Here is an 18,641-nt window from a genome sequence, read left to right as displayed (position 1 = left end):
CTGGTTGTGGTGGCGGTAGCGGGGGACGAGGGGGGCTCCCCAAAGCTTGCGGGCGGGGGCGGGGCCGGTGACCGGGGGGGCGAGGGCGCGGGCGGCACGGCCGCGGACGGGGGTGCGGCGGGAGAGGTGACCGGCATGGGACGGCTCCGGGCCTGGAGGTGGGTGCGCCGGCGAGGGGTGCCGGTGTCAGCTCCAACGTACGCCGGGGCGGGGCGGCGTGCCCGCTGTCGCGGGGCGCCGTACGCCGGTCGGCGCACCGCCCTTCGGCAGGGAGGAGGTGGCCCGCGGTTGCCGCCGCGTCGGCCGTGCGCCGACGCGTGTCCGCGTCCGTCAGCTCGGGGCGCGTACGCCGGTGAGCGCGGTGACGACCGGGTCGAGCGCCTGGTTGATCTCGTCGCCGATCGAGCGGAAGAAGGTGATGGGCGCGCCGTAGGGGTCGTAGACCTCGTCCGCCTCGGCGGTCGGGGCCAGCAGCCAGCCGCGCAGCGCGGCGGCGGCGCGCACCAGGGCGCGGGCGCGCTCGACGACGCCCTCGTCGCGCGCATCGGGCAGGGTGGCCGGGTCTATCGCCCGGACCAGCCGGGTGAACTCCTTGAGCGTGAAGGTGCGCAGGCCCGCGGAGTGGCCCATGGAGATGACCTGGGCGCGGTGGTCGCGGGTGGCGGTGAGGACCAGGTCGGCGCGGATGACGTGCTCGTCGAGCAGTTCGCGGCCGACGAAGCCGGTGGCGTCCGCGCCGAAGTCGGCGAGGACGACCTCGGCGTTGGCCTCCATGGGGGCACCTTCATGGCCCCAGGTGCCCGCGCTCTCCACGATCAGGCCGCCGCTGAGCGGGTCGCCGAGGCGGTCCACCAGGGCATGGCGGGTCAGCCGCTCGGTGATGGGCGAGCGGCAGACGTTGCCGGTGCTGACGTGGAGGATGCGGAAGGTGCCGGTCCGCCCCGCTATGCCACGCCCCTCGGGGGCGGTCAATTGGCCACCTCGAGGTCGGGGACCACCTTGCGCAGCTCCTCCGCGGAGAGGGCGCCGGCGCGCAGCAGGACCGGGGTGGCGCCGGTGACGTCGACGATGGAGGACGGCACGATGCCGGGCGTCGGGCCGCCGTCGAGGTAGACGGAGACGGAGTCGCCGAGCATGCCCTGAGCGGCGTCGCAGTCCTCGGGCGAGGGGTGTCCGGTGAGGTTGGCGCTGGAGACGGCCATCGGGCCGACCTCGGTGAGCAGCTCGATGGCGACCGGGTGCAGCGGCATCCGGATCGCGACGGTGCCCCGGGTGTCGCCGAGGTCCCACTGGAGGGAGGGCTGGTGCCGGGCGACGAGGGTGAGGGCGCCGGGCCAGAAGGCGTCGACCAGCTCCCAGGCCTGCTCGGAGAAGTCGGTGACCAGGCCGTGCAGGGTGTTCGGGGAGCCGATGAGGACGGGGGTGGGCATGTTGCGGCCCCGGCCCTTGGCGTCCAGCAGGTCCGCGACGGCCTCGGAGGTGAAGGCGTCCGCACCGATCCCGTAGACGGTGTCGGTGGGCAGCACGACCAGTTCGCCCCGGCGGACGGCCGATGCGGCCTCGCGCAGGCCCGTGGTCCGGTCGGTGGCGTCGTTGCAGTCGTATCGCCGAGCCATCAGCCGGCCTCCTCGGACAGGTGCGGGTACGGGTGGTGGTGCCGGGGGCCGGTCACGGCATGGCCTTGCGGGCGGTGGCGAACCGGGGGCGCTTGTTGAGGTCGGGGTGGTCGGCCGCATCGGCCCAGCCCCGCTCCTCGGTGAAGATCCAGGGGACCTGGCCGCCCTGGGTGTCGGCGTGCTCGATGACGACGAGGCCGCCGGGGCGGAGCAGACGGTGGGCGGTGCGTTCGATGCCGCGGATGGTGTCGAGGCCGTCCTCGCCGGAGAAGAGGGCCATCTCCGGGTCGTGGTCGCGGGCCTCGGGGGCGACGTACTCCCATTCGGTGAGCGGGATGTACGGCGGATTGGAGATCACCAGGTCGACCTGGCCGTCGAGCTCGGGAAGGGCGCTCAGGGCGTCTCCCTTGTGCACGGTGACCCTGGACCCCTCGGCGTTCTTCCGCGTCCACCTGAGGGCGTCCTCGGACAGCTCCACGGCGTGCACCTTGGAGCGGGGCACCTCCTGCGCCATGGCGAGCGCGATGGCGCCCGATCCCGTGCACAGGTCGACGACGACGGGCTCGACGACGTCCATCGCGCGCACCGCATCTATGGCCCAGCCGACGACCGACTCGGTCTCCGGCCGGGGCACGAAGACGCCGGGTCCGACCTGGAGTTCCAGGTAGCGGAAGAAGGCGCGGCCGGTGATGTGCTGGAGCGGTTCGCGGGCCTCGCGGCGGGCGATGGTCTCCCAGTAGCGGGCGTCGAAGTCGGTGTCGGGCACCGTGTGCAGCGCGCCCCGCTTGACCCCGTGGACGTAGGCCGCGAGTTCCTCGGCGTCGAATCGCGGTGAGGGGACACCGGCGTCGGCCAGCCGCTGGGTGGCCTGGGCCACCTCGGCGAGCAGCAGGTTCATCGCGGTTCTCCGTACGGTTTACGGGTGTGCGGGGCGGGACGGTCGCTTACGCGTTGGCGAGCTTGGCGGCGGAGTCGGCGTCGACGCAGGCCTGGATGACTGCGTCGAGCTCTCCGTCGAGCACCTGGTCCAAGTTGTACGCCTTGAAGCCGACGCGGTGGTCCGAGATGCGGTTTTCCGGGAAGTTGTACGTCCGGATCTTCTCGGAGCGGTCGACGGTACGCACCTGGCTGCGGCGGACGTCGGAGGCTTCCTGCTCGGCGGCCTCCTGGGCGGCGGCGAGCAGCCGGGAGCGCAGGATGCGCATGGCCTGCTCCTTGTTCTGGAGCTGGCTCTTCTCGTTCTGGCAGGACGCGACGACGCCGGTCGGCAGGTGCGTGATGCGGACGGCGGAGTCGGTCGTGTTGACGGACTGCCCGCCGGGGCCCGAGGAGCGGTAGACGTCGATGCGCAGGTCGTTGGCGTGGATCTCGACGTCGACCTCCTCGGCCTCGGGGGTGACGAGCACGCCCGCGGCGGAGGTGTGGATGCGGCCCTGGGACTCGGTGGAGGGCACGCGCTGCACGCGGTGCACGCCGCCCTCGTACTTCATCCGGGCCCAGACGCCCTGGCCGGGCTCGGTGGCGCCGTTGCCGCCCTTGGTCTTGACGGCGACCTGGACGTCCTTGTAGCCGCCGAGCTCGGACTCGGTGGAGTCGATGATCTCGGTCTTCCAGCCGACGCGCTCGGCGTAGCGCAGATACATGCGCAGCAGGTCACCGGCGAACAGGGCGGACTCGTCGCCGCCGGCGCCCGCCTTGATCTCCAGGAGCACGTCCTTGTCGTCGCTGGGGTCGCGCGGGACGAGGAGGAGGCGGAGCTTCTCCGTGATCTCCTCGCGCTGCTTCTCCAGCTCCTTGACCTCGGCTGCGAAGTCGGGGTCGTCCGCGGCGAACTCGCGGGCGGTCTCGATGTCCTCGCCGGTCTGCTTCCAGGCCCGGTACGTGGACACGATCGGGGTCAGCTCCGCGTAGCGCTTGTTCAGCTTGCGCGCGTTGGCCTGGTCGGCGTGGACCGACGGGTCGGCGAGCTTCTTCTCAAGACCGGTGTGCTCACCGATCAGTTCCTCGACCGCCTCGAACATGCGGGGGCTCCTGGTTGGTCTGGGATCTGCGGGCCTGCTGGAGGGCGTACTGCCCGGTGGGGTGTCCTGCGGGGGTTGCCCCCGAGGGCACCCGACCGGAAAAAACGCCGGTTCCGACGCCCCCGGGAAGAGGGCGCCAGGAACCGGCGCAGTGGCTCGCTACTTGCTGGCGGAGCCGGCAGCCTTGCCGAAGCGGGCCTCGAAGCGGGCCACGCGGCCGCCGGTGTCGAGGATCTTCTGCTTGCCCGTGTAGAACGGGTGGCACTCGGAGCAGACGTCGGCACGGATGGCGCCGCTGTCGAGGGTGCTCCGGGTGGTGAACGACGCACCGCAGGTGCAGCTGACCTGCGTCTCGACGTACTCGGGGTGGATGTCGCGCTTCAAGGTGTCTCCTAGTTTCGGGAGGGCGCCGGGTCGTCCGCGCGGATTTGCGGGGCCGTGAACCGGGGCCGACGTACCAGTCTGCCAGGACCGGCCGTATCTCCCAAAACCGGGGGCGGGGCGCGGGTATTCCCCGCCACCCGGCCGTGCACCCGGGGTGACCGGTGGGCTACTCGACGACCTTGTCGGCGTCGCCCTTGTCGCCGGCCGACTTCTCGGTGGCGGAGGCGGGGATCGGCCGGTCGTATCTGAGCGCAGCCCACACCTGCCGGCCGGCCTTCTCCTGCGGGAGGACGCGGTTCGGGTCGGCCGGGTCGTACTCGACGGGGAGCGTCACCATGTGGACGTTGTCGGCGCCGAGCCCCTTGAGGCCTCCCGCGAAACCGGTGAGCTTCTTGACCGAGCCGAGTCCGGAGTCGGTGGTGACGGCCTTGGTGGCGGCGTCCGCGAGACCGTAGAGCTTCTTGGGGCTGGAGAACACCCCGACGCTCTTCGCCTGGTCCATCAGCGCCTTGATGAACGCCTGCTGGAGCTGGATGCGCCCCAGGTCACTGCCGTCGCCGACGCTCTTGCGGGTACGGACGAGGCCGAGGGACTCCTCACCGTTGAGGGTGTGGGTGCCGGGCTCCAGGTTCAGATGGCTCTTGGAGTCGTCGATCGCGGTCTTCGTGGTGATCTCGACGCCGCCGAGCTCGTCGATGAGCTTCTTGAAGCCGGTGAAGTCGACTTCCAGGTAGTGGTCCATGCGGATGCCGGACATCGACTCGACGGTCTTGACCGCGCAGGCGGGCCCGCCCACCTCGTAGGCGGTGTTGAACATCGCCCGGTGCTCGGCGGGGACCTGGTCGCCGGTGGTGTCGCTCTCGCAGTCGGGGCGTTCGATCAGGGTGTCGCGCGGTATCGAGACGACGCTCGCGGACTTGTGGCCCTTGTCGACGTGGACGACCATCGCCGTGTCGGAGCGGGCAGCGCCCTCGTCCTCGCCGTACTTCCCGTTGTCGCCGGAGCGCGAGTCGGAGCCCAGCACCAGGATGTCCTGCGAGCCGTCGTCCACGTCGTCGGGACGGTCGGTGCCGAGCTTGGCGTCGATGTCGATGCTGGAGAGGTTGCCGTCGAGCGCCATGTACGCGTAGCCGAGCCCGGCCCCGCCGACGACCACGACTCCCGCCGCCGTCCAGGCCGCCACGACCTTGGCACGGTGCCGGCGGGTCGGCTTCCTCCGTCGGCTGCCGGTGCCGCGTATGCGGCCCGTGCTCCTGCTCTGCTCGCTCACGCGTCTCCCTCGTCACTCCTGCTGTGCCCGTGTGCCCCCTGCCGTGGTGTTCCACGCGCGGCCGGCCTCTCCTGGTGGGACGGCCGAAGCACCAAGAAGGGTTGCACAGACACCTGTGGCCCCCCGCCGGGGGCGGGGGCCACAGGTCTTACGGGCGTACGAGCCGTGAGGCGGCGTTCACCTGGGGTTTCGTGCTCCGTACAGCGATCGTGCGGGCTGCTTAGCGGCCGTACGGGATGTGGTCAAGGTCTCGGGTCAGCCGAAGAGGTTGTAGTTGTTGGCTCCCGAGCCGAGCAGCTTGCGGGCACCGAAGATGCCGCTGTCCGACTTACCGGTACCGGGGTAGAGGTACAGCTCCCCGGTCTTCACCCGGACGATGATGTCCGCGTGGCCGTCGCCGGTGAAGTCACCGGTGGTGACCAGGGCCGTGGCCACGTCCCAGGTCCGGACGAGGACCTTGGGCGCGAACGGGGCGCTCGCCTTGCCGGTGCCCTTGAAGAGGTACATCTTGCCGCCGCTGCCGCGGGCGATGATGTCGGCCTTGCCGTCGTTGGTGAAGTCGCCGCTGCCGCGGACCATGTTGTAGCTGAGGCCGCCGCCGCCGATCTTGGTCCTGGCGGCGAAGGTGCCGTTGCCCTTGCCCGGGTACAGCCAGAAGCCGCCGTCGGAGTCGGTCGAGAGGATGTCCGGGTGGCCGTCACCCGTCAGGTCTCCGGGGGCGAGGATCTGCTTACGGGTGCCCCAGCCGGTGGCCAGCTGCTTGACGTTCCATTCCTGGGACGCCCTGCTGTACCACTGCCAGTACAGGTTGCCGTCCTTGCCGCGGATCAGGAGGTCCTGCTCGTCGTCCCGGTTGAGGTCCGTCTGGAGCAGGACGTTGATACCGCCCCAGTCGTCACCGAACTCGTTCTTCTTCATCCCGCTGCCCGTCGAGGCGAACAGGTACAGGTTGTTGTCGGACGCACTGCGCGCGACGAGGTCCGCACGGTGGTCGTAGGTGGGATTCGTGTCGTAGGCCCGCGCGTTGACGGCGGCGGCGTACGTGGTCATCTTGGCGAAGACGCTGTACGCGCCCTCTCCGACACAGTCCTCGATGCCCCACGACACGATGCCGGCCAGCTTGCCGCCGATCACCAGCGGGCCGCCGGAGTCACCGTTGCACGACCCGGTGGTCTCCGCGTCGGTCGCGCCCGTCTTGCCGGCGCAGACCATGTGGCCCGCCACGAAGTAGTTGCTGCCGTACGAGTCGCGGCATGCCGCGTCCGACACGATCGGGATCGTCGCCGAACGCAGGGTCGTGGAGATGTCGTCGCTGGTCGAGGTCGTACGGCCCCAGCCGTAGACCTTCGCCTGCGTGCCCGGCGCGTAGAGCGCGGTGTCGGTGTTCGACGCCACGGGCAGCGGCTTGGCCGGGAGGACGCGGTCCACCGTCAGCACGGCGATGTCGTTGTCGGCCGCGCCCTCGTTGTCCCGGTAGAGCGGGTGGCTCCACTGGCGGTAGGGGAACGCGACGAACTCGGTGTCGCTCGGCTCGATGGAGGCGTTGCCGACCGCGACGACGCCGTACTCCCCCCAGTTGTACCCGTCCACGCAGTGCGCGGCCGTGGCGATCTTCGTGGGCGCGATGACCACGCCGCCGCAGAAGAAGCCGGTGCCGTCCGGGGCGGAGTACCAGAGCTGTGCCATCCACGGCGCGGCGGAGATCGGCGTCGGCGTGCCGCCGATGACCATCGGCGTGGGCGTGGGGCCGTCGCCCCGGGAGAACTCGGCCGGCGGCAGCGCCTTGCGCTCGGCCGCCGCGGCTTCGGCGATCCGCTCACGCAGCACCGAGTCGGGCGGGGAGACGGGCCGTTCGGCTGCCGCGGCGGACAGCGACGGCGCCGGCTCCTCCGCCTGGGAGGTGGACATCGTCAGCGCGGTGCCGACGAGGGCGAGAACGGTGACGGCCGCCGCCGGGACGGCGAGTCTGAGCCGGCGCGCGTGCCGGCCCCCCGTGGTGCGTATGTGCACGCGGTGATCCTTCGGATAGGAACCGGGGGACGAAAAAGCCCCGCCGGTCGGGATACGGCGGGGATGCGTGAACTGCGCACAGCGCAGGGCGGATCACCGCAGGGCTCACGCCTCTGCCGTTCCGCCTCGATGGCCCCCCACCTCAACTGGCCCAAATATTACGTGAGTAACAACGGCAAGGGAATGTGCAGAGAAGGAAAAGAAGAAGAAAAGGGAACCAGGCGGACGGAAAAAGGCTCCGTCCCCTCACCGAGGTGAGGGGACGGAGCCTTTCGTACCGCTGGGCCGGTCAGTCGTTGCCGTTTCCGCTGCCCGGCGTCGTCTTCTGGATCTGGAGCAGGAACTCCGCGTTGGACTGGGTCTTCTTCATCCGGTCCAGGAGGAGTTCGATCGCCTGCTGCTGGTCGAGCGCGTGCAGCACCCGGCGCAGCTTCCAGACGACGGCCAGCTCGTCGGTGCCGAGCAGGATCTCTTCCTTACGGGTGGAGGACGCGTCGACGTCCACCGCCGGGAAGATGCGCTTGTCCGAGAGCTTCCGGTCGAGCTTGAGCTCCATGTTGCCGGTGCCCTTGAACTCCTCGAAGATCACCTCGTCCATGCGCGAGCCGGTCTCGACGAGCGCGGTGGCCAGGATGGTCAGCGAGCCGCCGTCCTCGATGTTGCGCGCGGCGCCGAAGAAGCGCTTCGGGGGGTACAGCGCGGTCGAGTCGACACCACCGGAGAGGATGCGGCCGGAGGCCGGCGCCGCGAGGTTGTACGCGCGGCCCAGACGGGTGATCGAGTCGAGCAGGACGACCACGTCGTGACCCAGCTCGACGAGGCGCTTGGCGCGCTCGATGGCCAGCTCGGCGACGGTGGTGTGGTCCTCGGCGGGACGGTCGAAGGTCGAGGAGATGACCTCGCCCTTCACCGACCTCTGCATGTCGGTGACCTCTTCCGGACGCTCGTCGACCAGGACGACCATCAGGTGGCACTCGGGGCTGTTGACCGTGATCGCGTTGGCGATGGCCTGCAGGATCATGGTCTTACCGGTCTTCGGCGGGGCCACGATGAGGCCACGCTGACCCTTGCCGATCGGGGCCACCAGGTCGATGATCCGCGTCGTCAGGACGTTGGAGTCGGTCTCCAGACGGAGCCGGTCCTGCGGGTAGAGCGGGGTCAGCTTCTGGAACTCGGGGCGGCCGCGGCCGGACTCCGGCGCCATGCCGTTGACCGAGTCGAGGCGGACCAGCGCGTTGAACTTCTCGCGCCGCTCGCCGTCCTTGGGCTGGCGGACCGCGCCGGTGACGTGGTCGCCCTTGCGCAGGCCGTTCTTGCGGACCTGGGCGAGCGAGACGTACACGTCGTTCGGGCCCGGCAGGTAGCCGGAGGTCCGGATGAACGCGTAGTTGTCGAGGATGTCCAGGATGCCCGCGACGGGGATCAGGACGTCGTCGTCGGCCACCTGCACGTCGCCGGCGAAGTCGTCGCGGCCGCGGCGGCCACGCCGGTCGCGGTAGCGCCCGCGCCGGCCACGACGGCCGCCCGCCTCGTCGTCGAAGTCGTCCTGCGGACCGTTGTCACGGTTCTGCTGGCCCTGGCCGCTCTGGCCCTGACCCTGCCGCTGGCCCTGGCGCTGCCCGCCGCCGCCCTGCTGGCCCTGGTCGTCGCCCTTGCCGCGGCGGTCGCGCTGACGCTCGCGGCGGCCCTCACGGTCGCCGCGGTCGCCGCGGTCCCGGCCCTGACGGTCGCCGCGACGGCCCTCGGCCGTGTCGGTGGCCGCCTCGGCCTTGGCGTCGCCCTTGGGCTCGGCCCGCTCCTCGGTCTTCTGCTCGGCCTGGGGCTCCGCCTTGGCCTTGGCCTCGGTCTTCGCCTCGGTCTTGGTGTCGGGGCTGCCCGCCTGCGCGGTCGCACGACGGCGACGACGCTCGCCCGCGGGCTGCTCGTCGCTGGCCGGCTGGCCGGGGATGTCGATCTGCTGCTGGGCGGCCGTGTCCTTCTCGGCGGCGGCAGCGCCCTCGTTCCCGGTGCGCGCCTTCGAGGTCGCGCGGCGCTTGGGCTTGCTCTCCGCCTCGGCGGGGGCCTCTGCGGCCTTGGAGGAGGTCTTGGGGGCGGCGGATCCGCCACCCGCCTGCGCCTCCTTGATGACCTCGATCAGCTGGCTCTTGCGCATCCGCGCGGTGCCCCTGATGCCGAGGCCGGACGCGACCTGCTGCAGCTCGGCCAGGACCATGCCGTCAAGGCCGGTGCCGGAGCGGCGGCGCCGTGCGGTGGTGCCAGTGGCAGCACCTTCGGCGGGCGCGGCGCTGTCGACGTTCTTGTCGGCAGTGACGCCCATCAGATCGGTGGTGTCGCTCACGAAGGGTCCTTCCCTGGAGCGGACGTCGGCCTTCTGGCTCGGCGACCGGTTGTGCTGTCCGACTGCGGTCTGTTGATCTTGCTGGATCGCGGACCTTGCCGGGGCGGTGGTCCGCCGGGTACGGCGGAGAGATGAACGTGCGGGGTCCGGCGCGAGATCCCCCTGCTCGGCCCACTCCTGGACGAGCGAGGGGTGTCGTGCCGGTTCCGGAGCGTGCTCGAAACTGCTCAGGCAGGCTGCTCAGGCAGTTGGGGAGGCTCCCGGAAGAATGGTGGTCCCGGAGGGGGACACGAAGCAACGCGCCTCAAAGACGTCGGTTGCAGACTTGAGGTTAACACTACCGGCTCCAACAAACATTCCCCCTCTCGCTCACCGGTAATCACATGCGGTTACGCGGCCAGCGGCAGCACCGTGGCGCCCGTGGCGTCGAGGGCCAGCCGGTTCGCCGCCCAGCCCTCCCCCGCCAGTCGGGCGACCTTGTCGGCCGAACCCTCCTCCGTCAGCGCGAGGACCGTGGGCCCCGCGCCGGAGATGACCGCGGGCACGCCGTCGGCGCGCAGGCGGTGCACCAGCTCCACGCTCTCCGGCATGGCCGGGCCCCGGTACTCCTGGTGGATCCGGTCCTCGGTGGCGGCGAGCAGCAGCTCGGGGCGCCGGGTCAGGGCCTCGACGAGCAGGGCCGCCCGGCCGGCGTTGAGCGCCGCGTCGACGTGCGGAACGGTGCGCGGGAGCAGGCCGCGCGCCGTCTCGGTGAGCACCGGACGCCCGGGTACGAAGACCACCGGGACCACGGAGTCGGCGGGGTCCATCCGGATCGCCCGGGCCGAGCCGCCGTCCATCCAGGCGAGGGTGAATCCGCCGAGCAGACAGGCCGCGACGTTGTCGGGGTGCCCCTCGATCTCGGTCGCCAGCTCCAGCAGGGCCGCGTCGTCGAGACGGGCGTCGCCGCCGGTCGTCACGGCGCGGGCGGCGACGATTCCGGCGCAGATGGCGGCGGAGGAGGAACCGAGGCCGCGGCCGTGCGGGATGCGGTTGGCGCAGACGATCTCCAGCCCGCGGGGCTGGCCGCCGAGCAGGTCGAACGCGGTGCGCAGGGAGCGCACGAGCAGGTGGCTCTCGTCGCGGGGCAGGCTCTCGCTGCCCTCACCTGCGATGTCGATGTGCAGCCCGGAGTCGGCGACCCGGACGACGACGTCGTCGTACAGCCCCAGCGAGAGGCCGAGGGCGTCGAAACCCGGCCCCAGGTTGGCGCTGGTGGCGGGGACGCGCACCCGGACGGCGGCGGCTCGGAACGCGGGACCGGCCATCGGTCGGACCACTCCTTGTAAGGCGGCGGGGATGCAGTGCGGTGGATCTGCGGCGGCGGGGGCTGCGGGGACGGGGCGGGACACAGTGCGCACCGGGACGTACAGGGGATCCGGTGGTGGCCCGCACCGCGTTCGCCACAACGGCTGCCGTACCGCAGCGGACCGTCGGGCGGGTGTCGGTCGGATGAGGTACAGCTTATCGAAGGAAGGTTCTGTCGCGACATAGGGCGCACAGGAGGCGCACGATGCGTGTCGCCCGCCTCCTATGCGCTCTCCGCCCCGGAAAGAGGGCGGTTGAGCTGGGTTGTCACGGTTGCCCGGGTGACGGCGACGAGGTGGCGTCACCCTGGTCCGCCGGTGGGGCGCGGCGGCTGCCGCGGCCCGTCCGGGACCGGCTCAGACGAGCCCGAGCTTCTCGGCGGCGGTGGCCGCGTCGACCGGGACCGTGACCGGCTGCGGGGCGCCCGCGACGGCCCAGTCGGGGTCCTTGAGGCCGTTGCCGGTGACCGTGCAGACGATGCGCTGGCCGGGGTCGACCTTGCCCTCCTCGGCGGCCTTGAGCAGACCGGCGACGGACGCGGCCGAGGCGGGCTCCACGAAGACGCCCTCCTGGGAGGCCAACAGCCGGTAGGCGGACAGGATCTGCCGGTCCGTCACCTCGTCGATGAAGCCGCCCGACTCGTCGCGTGCGGCGAGCGCGTAGTTCCAGGAGGCCGGGTTGCCGATGCGAATCGCGGTGGCGATGGTGGACGGGTCCTTGACGACCTCGCCGCGCACGATGGGCGCCGAACCGGAGGCCTGGAAGCCCCACATGCGCGGGGAGCGGCTGGAGACGCCGTCACCGGCGTACTCGGTGTAGCCCTTCCAGTACGCGGTGATGTTGCCCGCGTTGCCGACCGGCAGGACGTGGATGTCGGGGGCGTCGCCGAGCGCGTCGACGATCTCGAACGCGGCGGTCTTCTGGCCCTCGATACGGACCGGGTTGACCGAATTGACCAGCGCCACCGGGTAGTTGTCCGAGAGCGCGCGGGCCAGGGTGAGGCAGTCGTCGAAGTTGCCGTCGACCTGGAGGATCTTGGCGCCGTGCACGAGGGCCTGGCCCATCTTGCCGAGCGCGATCTTGCCCTGCGGTACGAGCACGGCGCAGACCATGCCCGCACGCACCGCGTACGCCGCGGCGGAGGCGGAGGTGTTGCCGGTGGAGGCGCAGATGACGGCCTTCGCCCCCTCCTCCTTGGCCCGGGTGATGGCCATGGTCATGCCGCGGTCCTTGAAGGAACCGGTGGGGTTGGCGCCCTCGACCTTGAGGTGCACCTCGCAGCCCGTGCGCTCGGAGAGGACCTGCGCCGGTACGAGCGGCGTACCGCCCTCACGAAGCGTGACGACCGGCGTCGTCGCCGTGACCGGAAGCCGGTCCCGGTACTCCTCGATGATGCCGCGCCACTGGTGGGTGCCCTTGCTGGTCATGGGTCCTTTACTCCCCTTCAACACGCATGATGCTGGCGACACCGCGCACGGTGTCGAGCTTGCGCAGCGCTTCGACGGTCCCGGAGAGGGCGGCGTCGGGCGCGCGGTGGGTGACGACGACGAGGGATGCCTCGCCGTCCGAGTCCGGCCGGCCTTGCTGGCGGACCGTGTCGATGGACACGCCCTGCTCGGCGAAGACCGTCGCGACCTGGGCGAGCACGCCCGGCTTGTCGGCCACGTCGAGGCTGATGTGGTAGCGCGTGACGACGTCGCCCATGGGGCTGACCGGCAGGCGCGTGTAGGCGGACTCACCGGGTCCGGTGGCCTCGCCCAGTTTGTTGCGGCAGACCGCGACGAGGTCGCCGAGGACCGCGGACGCGGTCGGCGAACCGCCGGCGCCGGGCCCGTAGAACATGAGCTGACCGGCGGCGTCGGCCTCGATGAACACCGCGTTGTACGCCTCGCGGACGGAGGCCAGCGGGTGGCTGAGCGGGATCATCGCGGGGTGCACGCGGGCGGTGACGGAGGCCCCGTCGGCGGCGCGCTCGCAGATGGCGAGCAGCTTGACCGTGCAGCCCATGCGTCGGGCGGAGGCGATGTCGGCGGCGGTGACCTCGGTGATGCCCTCGCGGTGCACGTCGCCGATCTTCACGCGGGTGTGGAAGGCGATCCCGGCGAGGATCGCGGCCTTGGCGGCGGCGTCGAAGCCCTCGACGTCGGCGGTGGGGTCGGCCTCGGCGTACCCGAGGGCGGTGGCCTCGTCGAGCGCCTCGGAGTAGCCGGCGCCGCTGGTGTCCATCTTGTCGAGGATGAAGTTGGTCGTGCCGTTGACGATGCCGAGCACCCGGTTGACCTTGTCGCCCGCGAGCGACTCGCGCAGCGGCCGCACCAGCGGGATGGCCCCGGCGACGGCGGCCTCGTAGTAGAGGTCGCGGCCGTACTTCTCGGCGGCGGCGTGCAGGGCCGCGCCGTCCTCGGCGAGCAGCGCCTTGTTGGCGGAGACGACGCTCGCGCCGTTCTCGAAGGCGGTGGTGATGAGAGCGCGGGCGGGCTCGATGCCGCCGATGACCTCGATGACGACGTCGATGTCGCCGCGCTGCACGAGCGCGGTCGCGTCGGTGGTGATCAGTGCGGGGTCGATGCCCTCACGCACCTTCGAGGGCCGGCGGACGGCCACGCCGGCGAGCTCGACGGGCGCGCCGATGCGCGCCGCGAGGTCGTCGGCGTGCGTCGTCATGATGCGCGCCACCTCTGAGCCGACCACACCACAGCCCAGCAGCGCCACCTTCAGCGGACGCGTACGCATCATCCGACCCTCGTTTCTGTACATGCTCATTGGGGACCAGTCTCACTCACCGGACGGGAGTTTCTGACCCCCGTCCGGATCCTGAGATGACTATTTCATCAGCCGACATCGAGACGCAGGAGATCTTCCTCCGTCTCGCGCCGGACGATGACGCGCGCCTCTCCGTCGCGGACCGCGACGACCGGCGGGCGCAGCGCGTGGTTGTAGTTGCTCGCCATGGAACGGCAGTACGCGCCGGTGGCGGGGACGGCGATCAGGTCGCCGGGCGCCAGGTCGGCGGGGAGGAACGCGTCCTTGACCACGATGTCGCCGCTCTCGCAGTGCTTGCCGACGACCCGGACGAGCATCGGTTCGGCATCCGAGGTACGGGAGACGAGGGCGACGCTGTACTCGGCGTCGTACAGCGCGGTGCGGATGTTGTCCGACATGCCGCCGTCGACGCTGACGTACGTCCGCAGCCCTTCGAGCGGCTTGATGGTGCCGACCTCGTAGAGCGTGAACGCGGTGGGCCCGACGATGGCCCGGCCCGGCTCGACCGAGATGCGCGGGGTGCGCAGCCCGGCCGCCTCGCACTCGCGGGTGACGATGTCGCTGAGCGCCTTGGCGATCTCGTACGGCTCGCGGGGGTCGTCCTCGGAGGTGTACGCGATGCCGAGTCCGCCGCCGAGGTCGATCTCGGGCAGCTCGACGCCGTGCTCGTCACGTACTTCGGCGAGCAGCTGCACCACGCGCCGGGCGGATACCTCGAAGCCGGCCATGTCGAAGATCTGCGAGCCGATGTGGGAGTGGACGCCGATGAGTTCGAGCCCGTCGAGGGAGAGGGCGCGGCGCACGGCCTCGGCGGCCTGTCCGCCGGCGAGCGCGATGCCGAACTTCTGGTCCTCGTGCGCGGTGGCGATGAACTCGTGGGTATGGGCCTCGACGCCGACGGTGACGCGGATCTGCACGCGCTGGCGGACGCCGTGGCGCTGGGCGATGTGGGCGACGCGGACGATCTCCTGGAAGGAGTCGAGCACGATCCGCCCGACGCCGGCCTCGACGGCCCGCTCGATCTCGGCGACGGTCTTGTTGTTGCCGTGGAAGGCGATGCGCTCGGCGGGCATACCGGCGTCGAGCGCGGTGGCCAGCTCCCCGCCGGAGCAGACGTCCAGATTCAGCCCCTCCTCCTTGAGCCAGCGCACGACGGCGCGGGAGAGGAAGGCCTTCCCGGCGTAGAAGACGTCGGCGTCGGGCCCGAAGGCGTCGGCCCAGGCGCGGCAGCGGGCCCGGAAGTCGCTCTCGTCGAGGAAGTAGGCGGGGGTGCCGAACTCCTCGGCGAGCCGCGCGACGGCGATACCGCCGACGGTGAGGGCGCCGTCCGGGTCACGGGTGACGGTGCGCGACCAGACCTTCTCGTCGAGGGCGTTGAGGTCGGCGGCGGGCGCGGTGTAGTGCCCCTCGGTGAGGACGTCGGCGTGGCGGGGTCCTGCGGGGTGTGCGGAGCGGCTCATCGTGATGGTTCTTTCGGGTCTCTTCTGATCGCGTCAGAGGTGTTCGGGCGCACGGATACCGAGCAGGGACAGGCCGCCTGCCAGCACCGTCCCGGCGGCTTCGGCGAGAGCCAGCCGGGCACGGTGGGCGGCCGAGGGTTTCTCGTCACCGGCGGGCAGGGGCGGGCAGGAGTCGTGGAAGTCGAAGAACGCGTGCGCGACGGCTTCCAGCTGCCGGGCGACCCGGTCGGGCGCGCGGTGACGGGCCCCGGCGAGCAGCACACCGGGGTGGTCGGCGATGAGGTCGAGGAGGGGGCGGGCGGCCGCGTCGTACGCGGTCGTCGCGGTGGGCTCGGCAGGGCTCTCGCCATGCGCGGCGAGGCTTTCGCCCTGCGCCGCGGGCTCGGTGGGGCTTTCGCCGTACGCGCCTGCCTCGGCGGTGAAGCCGAGGCGGGCGGCCCCGCGGGTGAGGGCGCGGGCCCTGGCGTGGGCGTAGCGGACCCGGAAGAGCGGATTGGCCTCGCCCTGGACGAGCAGTTCGGGGCCGAGGGCGGCGCGGTCGTGTCCGGCGGCCCGCAGGAGCCCCCAGCGGGCCGCGTCGGGCCCCAGCCGCTCCAGCAGCTCCCCCGCGGTGGCCCCGGCGGGGACGGGCCGGATCTCGGTGAGCGGTACGGGGGGTGCTTCGGCGGGCGTCCCGTGCGCGTCGACAGTGACGCCGAGGCGGGCCCAGTCCGGGTCGGGCGCCTCGGCGCAGGTGATCCGGACCCGGGCGCCCTGGGCGGTGAGGAGCCGGCGCACGGCCTGGGCGGTGACCGCGGCGCGCACTTCCCGCGCGTGGTGGAACGGGAGGGCCTCGTCCCGGAGCGCGTCCCCGTGCCCGTACGCGAGGCCCTGTTGCCGCACGGCGTCGAGCACGGCCCGGTCGCTCTCGGCCGGGGCGTCGAGGGTGAAGCTCAGGAACCCCGGGCCGGTGATCTCGACCCGCCCGACGCCGGGCTCGGCGGCGACGCGTTCGCGCAGGATGCGGGCGACCTCCAGGGCGGGCAGCGCGGCGGGCCCGGCGAGCTGGAGGGCGACGGCGCAGGCGTAGTCGCCGCTGCCGCCGGGCCGGGTCCGCTCCACCCGCACGCGCGCGGGCACGGGGGCGCGCAACGCATCCTCGTCGACCGCGCGGCGCACGGCGTGCAGCACGGTCCGGGAGAGATCGGCGGGGGTCACGGGTCAAGCGTAGGTGAGAGAGGGGGGCACTCCGCGACCCGGTTTCGCCATCCGGTCAGCCGGGCCCGGTTCCACGGTGCGGGGCAGCCGCTCCCGGCCCGCCACGCCGGTCAGCCTGCGGTGCTCCCCGCCCGCCCGGCACCGCGCCGCCCGTCCGCGGATGCCTCTTCCTCCCCGGTCACCAGCCGGCGCATGATCCGCACCAACTCGCTCGGCTCGAACGGCTTCGCCAGGAACGCGTCGACTCCGGCGGCCACGCCCGCGTCGACCTCGTAGGGCGTACAGGCGCTGATGACGACGATGGGAAGACCACGGGTCCGGGGGTCGGAGCGCAACCGGGTGGCGGTCTCCAGACCGTCCAGCCGGGGCATCACGACGTCGAGGGTGATGGCGTCGGGGCGGACTCTCCCGACCAGGTCCAGGGCCTCGACACCATCGGCCGCGGTCACGACCTCGAAGCCCTCCAGCTCGAGATTGACCCTGATCAGCTGCCGGATGACCTTGTTGTCGTCGACAACAAGCACGCGGCCGTACGCCCCTGACACCCTTCGAGAGTAGGTCGGCCGGAGGGGCGGCGTCCGGGTTTTGTCCACTTCCGCCCCGGACGGGTGGCCACCGCTCCCCCGGACCGTCCGACCGGGAGGAAGAGGCCCGGCGGCACGGCGGAATACCTGTTCACGGAGACCCCGTGGGAGCTGGTAGTGTTTCACCCGTCGCAGAGCAACACCGCGATACGCCCCCGTAGCTCAGGGGATAGAGCATCGGCCTCCGGAGCCGGGTGCGCAGGTTCGAATCCTGCCGGGGGCACTTCCGGAATGAGAGCCTGACCTGCATATATGCCGGTCAGGCTCTTGTCGTTTCCCGCCCCCCCCTCGCGGGCCAGCCGCGCCAAAGCCGCGGGGCGGAGAGATGATGGGCGTAGCCGAAAAACCTCGGGGTGAAGCCGCGCAGGCGGGTACAGCAGAGGTGGGCACGCTGCCACGGTGACCGCGAACCCCCTGACGACATGAACGAAGCGTGATCGTCATGAGCATCCCCCAGGCCAACGCTCCGCAGTGGCAGCAGCCCCAGCCACCGCCGCAGAACGCGCGCAAGAAGCACCGGGGCTTCCTGTGGGTCTTCCTGGGTGTCCAACTCCTCTTCCTGATCTGGCTGATCACCGGGATCGCTTCCGGCTCGGGAACCCCTGCGGACTGCGGGACGCTCGACAAGCAGAGCTGCAACGACGCCGAGAACGTCGGCACCGCGGTCGGCGTGGGCCTGATCATCGTCCTGTGGGCCGTCGTGGACGTCATCCTGGGCATCACGTACGCGGTCTACCGACTCGCGAGGCGGCCGTAGCCGCCCCGCGGAGTCTCCCGGCTCGCCCTCACCGGGTGGGCAGGTCAGAACTTCCCGTCGACCGGGATCCAGCCGGACCAGGCCTCGGGCTGGTAGAACTTGCCGGTGTCGCCGTCGTAGCGCAGGACGCGCAGACGTACGTTGCCGGTCTCGCGGTAGTCCTTGTTGCAGGTCGCCCAGGTGTTCACGCCGAGCTTGTTGACGCAGACCTCCTCGGCGCGCCCGTAGTCGGTGTAGACCCCGACCGCCGCGGACATGCCGTCCTTCTGGGTGTCGCCGGCCCAGACGATGTCGCCGTTGTGCTGGAAGCACCCGTTGGAGCCGTAGGCGGCGGTCGCGCCGAGGCAGGTGCCCGAGGGCGGAGCAGCCTTGGCGGACGCCACCGCGACCGCCGCTCCGGTCGTCTCGTCCCCGTCCGCGGGGAAGGGGAAGTCCGGGCCGGGTTCCGCGGCGGCGCCTTCGACGACCTTCACGTCCACGGGCAACTGGACTTCCACGGAGGCCTCCGGGGCGTCGTCGGCGAGCGCCGGCGTCGCGGTGACGGCCGCGAGGGCGAGGGCCGACGCCCCTGCGAGAACGCTCAACTTCGAGCGCCAGTTTTCACGCATGCTTCACTACCCCCGCGCCTGACCTCTGTGGCGAGATCATCAATTATCACATGTGAACAGGGTGTGAGACTAAGAGATCGCTGTGACGGATGGAAGGGGCCTCTGTGACGCACGTGCTTCGTGGGGCTCCTGGTGATGCGAGTCCTCCGGGTCGGGCGGTGCGGGACGCAATAGAGAGGGGGGGGGGGGGGGGGGGGGGGGGGCGGCCCCGCCCCCCCCCCGGGCCCCCCGGCCCCCCCCCCCCCCCCGCGGCGGGCCCGCCCGGGGCGCGGGGGGCCCCCCCCCC

Annotated in this window: 16 protein-coding genes and 1 tRNA gene; 2 read left to right on the top strand and 15 right to left on the bottom strand. The window is 71.6% G+C overall.

Annotated features, from left to right (window positions below; all coding sequences use genetic code 11):
* Positions 1-330 precede the first annotated feature (330 nt).
* From JS521_RS22460 to JS521_RS22395, 14 genes are all read right to left on the bottom strand, one after another.
* Complete coding sequence (locus JS521_RS22460) at positions 331-972, bottom strand: arsenate reductase/protein-tyrosine-phosphatase family protein (protein ID WP_205084746.1); 642 nt, start codon at positions 970-972, stop codon at positions 331-333.
* Positions 969-1,616, bottom strand: coding sequence for an L-threonylcarbamoyladenylate synthase (locus JS521_RS22455; RefSeq protein WP_118899706.1), 648 nt, complete (start codon positions 1,614-1,616; stop codon positions 969-971). Before JS521_RS22455 ends, JS521_RS22460 begins: the two co-directional genes overlap by 4 nt.
* A gap of 52 nt (positions 1,617-1,668) precedes the next feature.
* Positions 1,669-2,514, bottom strand: coding sequence for a peptide chain release factor N(5)-glutamine methyltransferase (prmC, locus tag JS521_RS22450; protein ID WP_205084745.1), 846 nt, complete (start codon positions 2,512-2,514; stop codon positions 1,669-1,671).
* Positions 2,515-2,560: 46 nt separating this feature from the next.
* Complete coding sequence (gene prfA / locus JS521_RS22445; protein ID WP_003966262.1) at positions 2,561-3,637, bottom strand: peptide chain release factor 1; 1,077 nt, start codon at positions 3,635-3,637, stop codon at positions 2,561-2,563.
* Positions 3,638-3,796: 159 nt separating this feature from the next.
* A complete protein-coding gene (gene rpmE, locus JS521_RS22440) occupies positions 3,797-4,021 on the bottom strand; it encodes a 50S ribosomal protein L31 (protein ID WP_205084744.1) in 225 nt (74 codons plus the stop codon).
* 166 nt (positions 4,022-4,187) lie between these two features.
* Positions 4,188-5,291 (bottom strand): LCP family protein, encoded by a 1,104-nt coding sequence (locus JS521_RS22435; RefSeq protein ID WP_205084743.1) that lies wholly within the window; start codon positions 5,289-5,291, stop codon positions 4,188-4,190.
* Positions 5,292-5,546: 255 nt separating this feature from the next.
* Positions 5,547-7,301 (bottom strand): trypsin-like serine protease, encoded by a 1,755-nt coding sequence (locus JS521_RS22430; protein WP_205084742.1) that lies wholly within the window; start codon positions 7,299-7,301, stop codon positions 5,547-5,549.
* A gap of 289 nt (positions 7,302-7,590) precedes the next feature.
* Positions 7,591-9,639: a transcription termination factor Rho gene (gene rho, locus JS521_RS22425; protein WP_205084741.1), complete on the bottom strand. Its 2,049-nt coding sequence runs from the start codon at positions 9,637-9,639 to the stop codon at positions 7,591-7,593.
* A gap of 389 nt (positions 9,640-10,028) precedes the next feature.
* Positions 10,029-10,946: a homoserine kinase gene (thrB, locus tag JS521_RS22420; protein WP_030715269.1), complete on the bottom strand. Its 918-nt coding sequence runs from the start codon at positions 10,944-10,946 to the stop codon at positions 10,029-10,031.
* A gap of 396 nt (positions 10,947-11,342) precedes the next feature.
* The gene (thrC, locus tag JS521_RS22415) at positions 11,343-12,413 is read right to left on the bottom strand and encodes a threonine synthase (protein ID WP_205084740.1); all 1,071 of its coding nucleotides are present in this window, start codon (positions 12,411-12,413) and stop codon (positions 11,343-11,345) included.
* A gap of 7 nt (positions 12,414-12,420) precedes the next feature.
* Positions 12,421-13,719: a homoserine dehydrogenase gene (locus JS521_RS22410; RefSeq protein WP_205084748.1), complete on the bottom strand. Its 1,299-nt coding sequence runs from the start codon at positions 13,717-13,719 to the stop codon at positions 12,421-12,423.
* A gap of 98 nt (positions 13,720-13,817) precedes the next feature.
* A complete protein-coding gene (gene lysA, locus JS521_RS22405; RefSeq protein ID WP_205084739.1) occupies positions 13,818-15,209 on the bottom strand; it encodes a diaminopimelate decarboxylase in 1,392 nt (463 codons plus the stop codon).
* Between the two features lie 33 nt (positions 15,210-15,242).
* Positions 15,243-16,406, bottom strand: a complete 1,164-nt coding sequence (gene nrtL, locus JS521_RS22400; protein ID WP_205084738.1) for an ArgS-related anticodon-binding protein NrtL — start codon at positions 16,404-16,406, stop codon at positions 15,243-15,245.
* A 110-nt stretch (positions 16,407-16,516) separates the two neighbouring features.
* Entirely contained in the window at positions 16,517-16,930 is a 414-nt protein-coding gene (locus JS521_RS22395; protein ID WP_205084737.1) for a response regulator, read from the bottom strand.
* A 211-nt stretch (positions 16,931-17,141) separates the two neighbouring features.
* On the opposite strand from JS521_RS22395, the gene JS521_RS22390 reads away from it, so the two are divergent.
* Both JS521_RS22390 and JS521_RS22385 read left to right on the top strand, forming a co-directional pair.
* Positions 17,142-17,213 (top strand) — tRNA-Arg (locus JS521_RS22390).
* Between the two features lie 219 nt (positions 17,214-17,432).
* Positions 17,433-17,747: a hypothetical protein gene (locus tag JS521_RS22385; protein ID WP_239487663.1), complete on the top strand. Its 315-nt coding sequence runs from the start codon at positions 17,433-17,435 to the stop codon at positions 17,745-17,747.
* Positions 17,748-17,791: 44 nt separating this feature from the next.
* Here JS521_RS22385 and JS521_RS22380 read toward each other — a convergent pair whose 3' ends face one another.
* Entirely contained in the window at positions 17,792-18,355 is a 564-nt protein-coding gene (locus JS521_RS22380) for a hypothetical protein (protein WP_205084735.1), read from the bottom strand.
* Positions 18,356-18,641: the final 286 nt, after the last annotated feature.

Source organism: Streptomyces durocortorensis, assembly GCF_016901035.1.
Taxonomy (GTDB): domain Bacteria; phylum Actinomycetota; class Actinomycetes; order Streptomycetales; family Streptomycetaceae; genus Streptomyces; species Streptomyces durocortorensis.
Note: the sequence above shows the minus strand (reverse complement) of the source record. Positions and strands in the feature narration are given on the sequence as shown.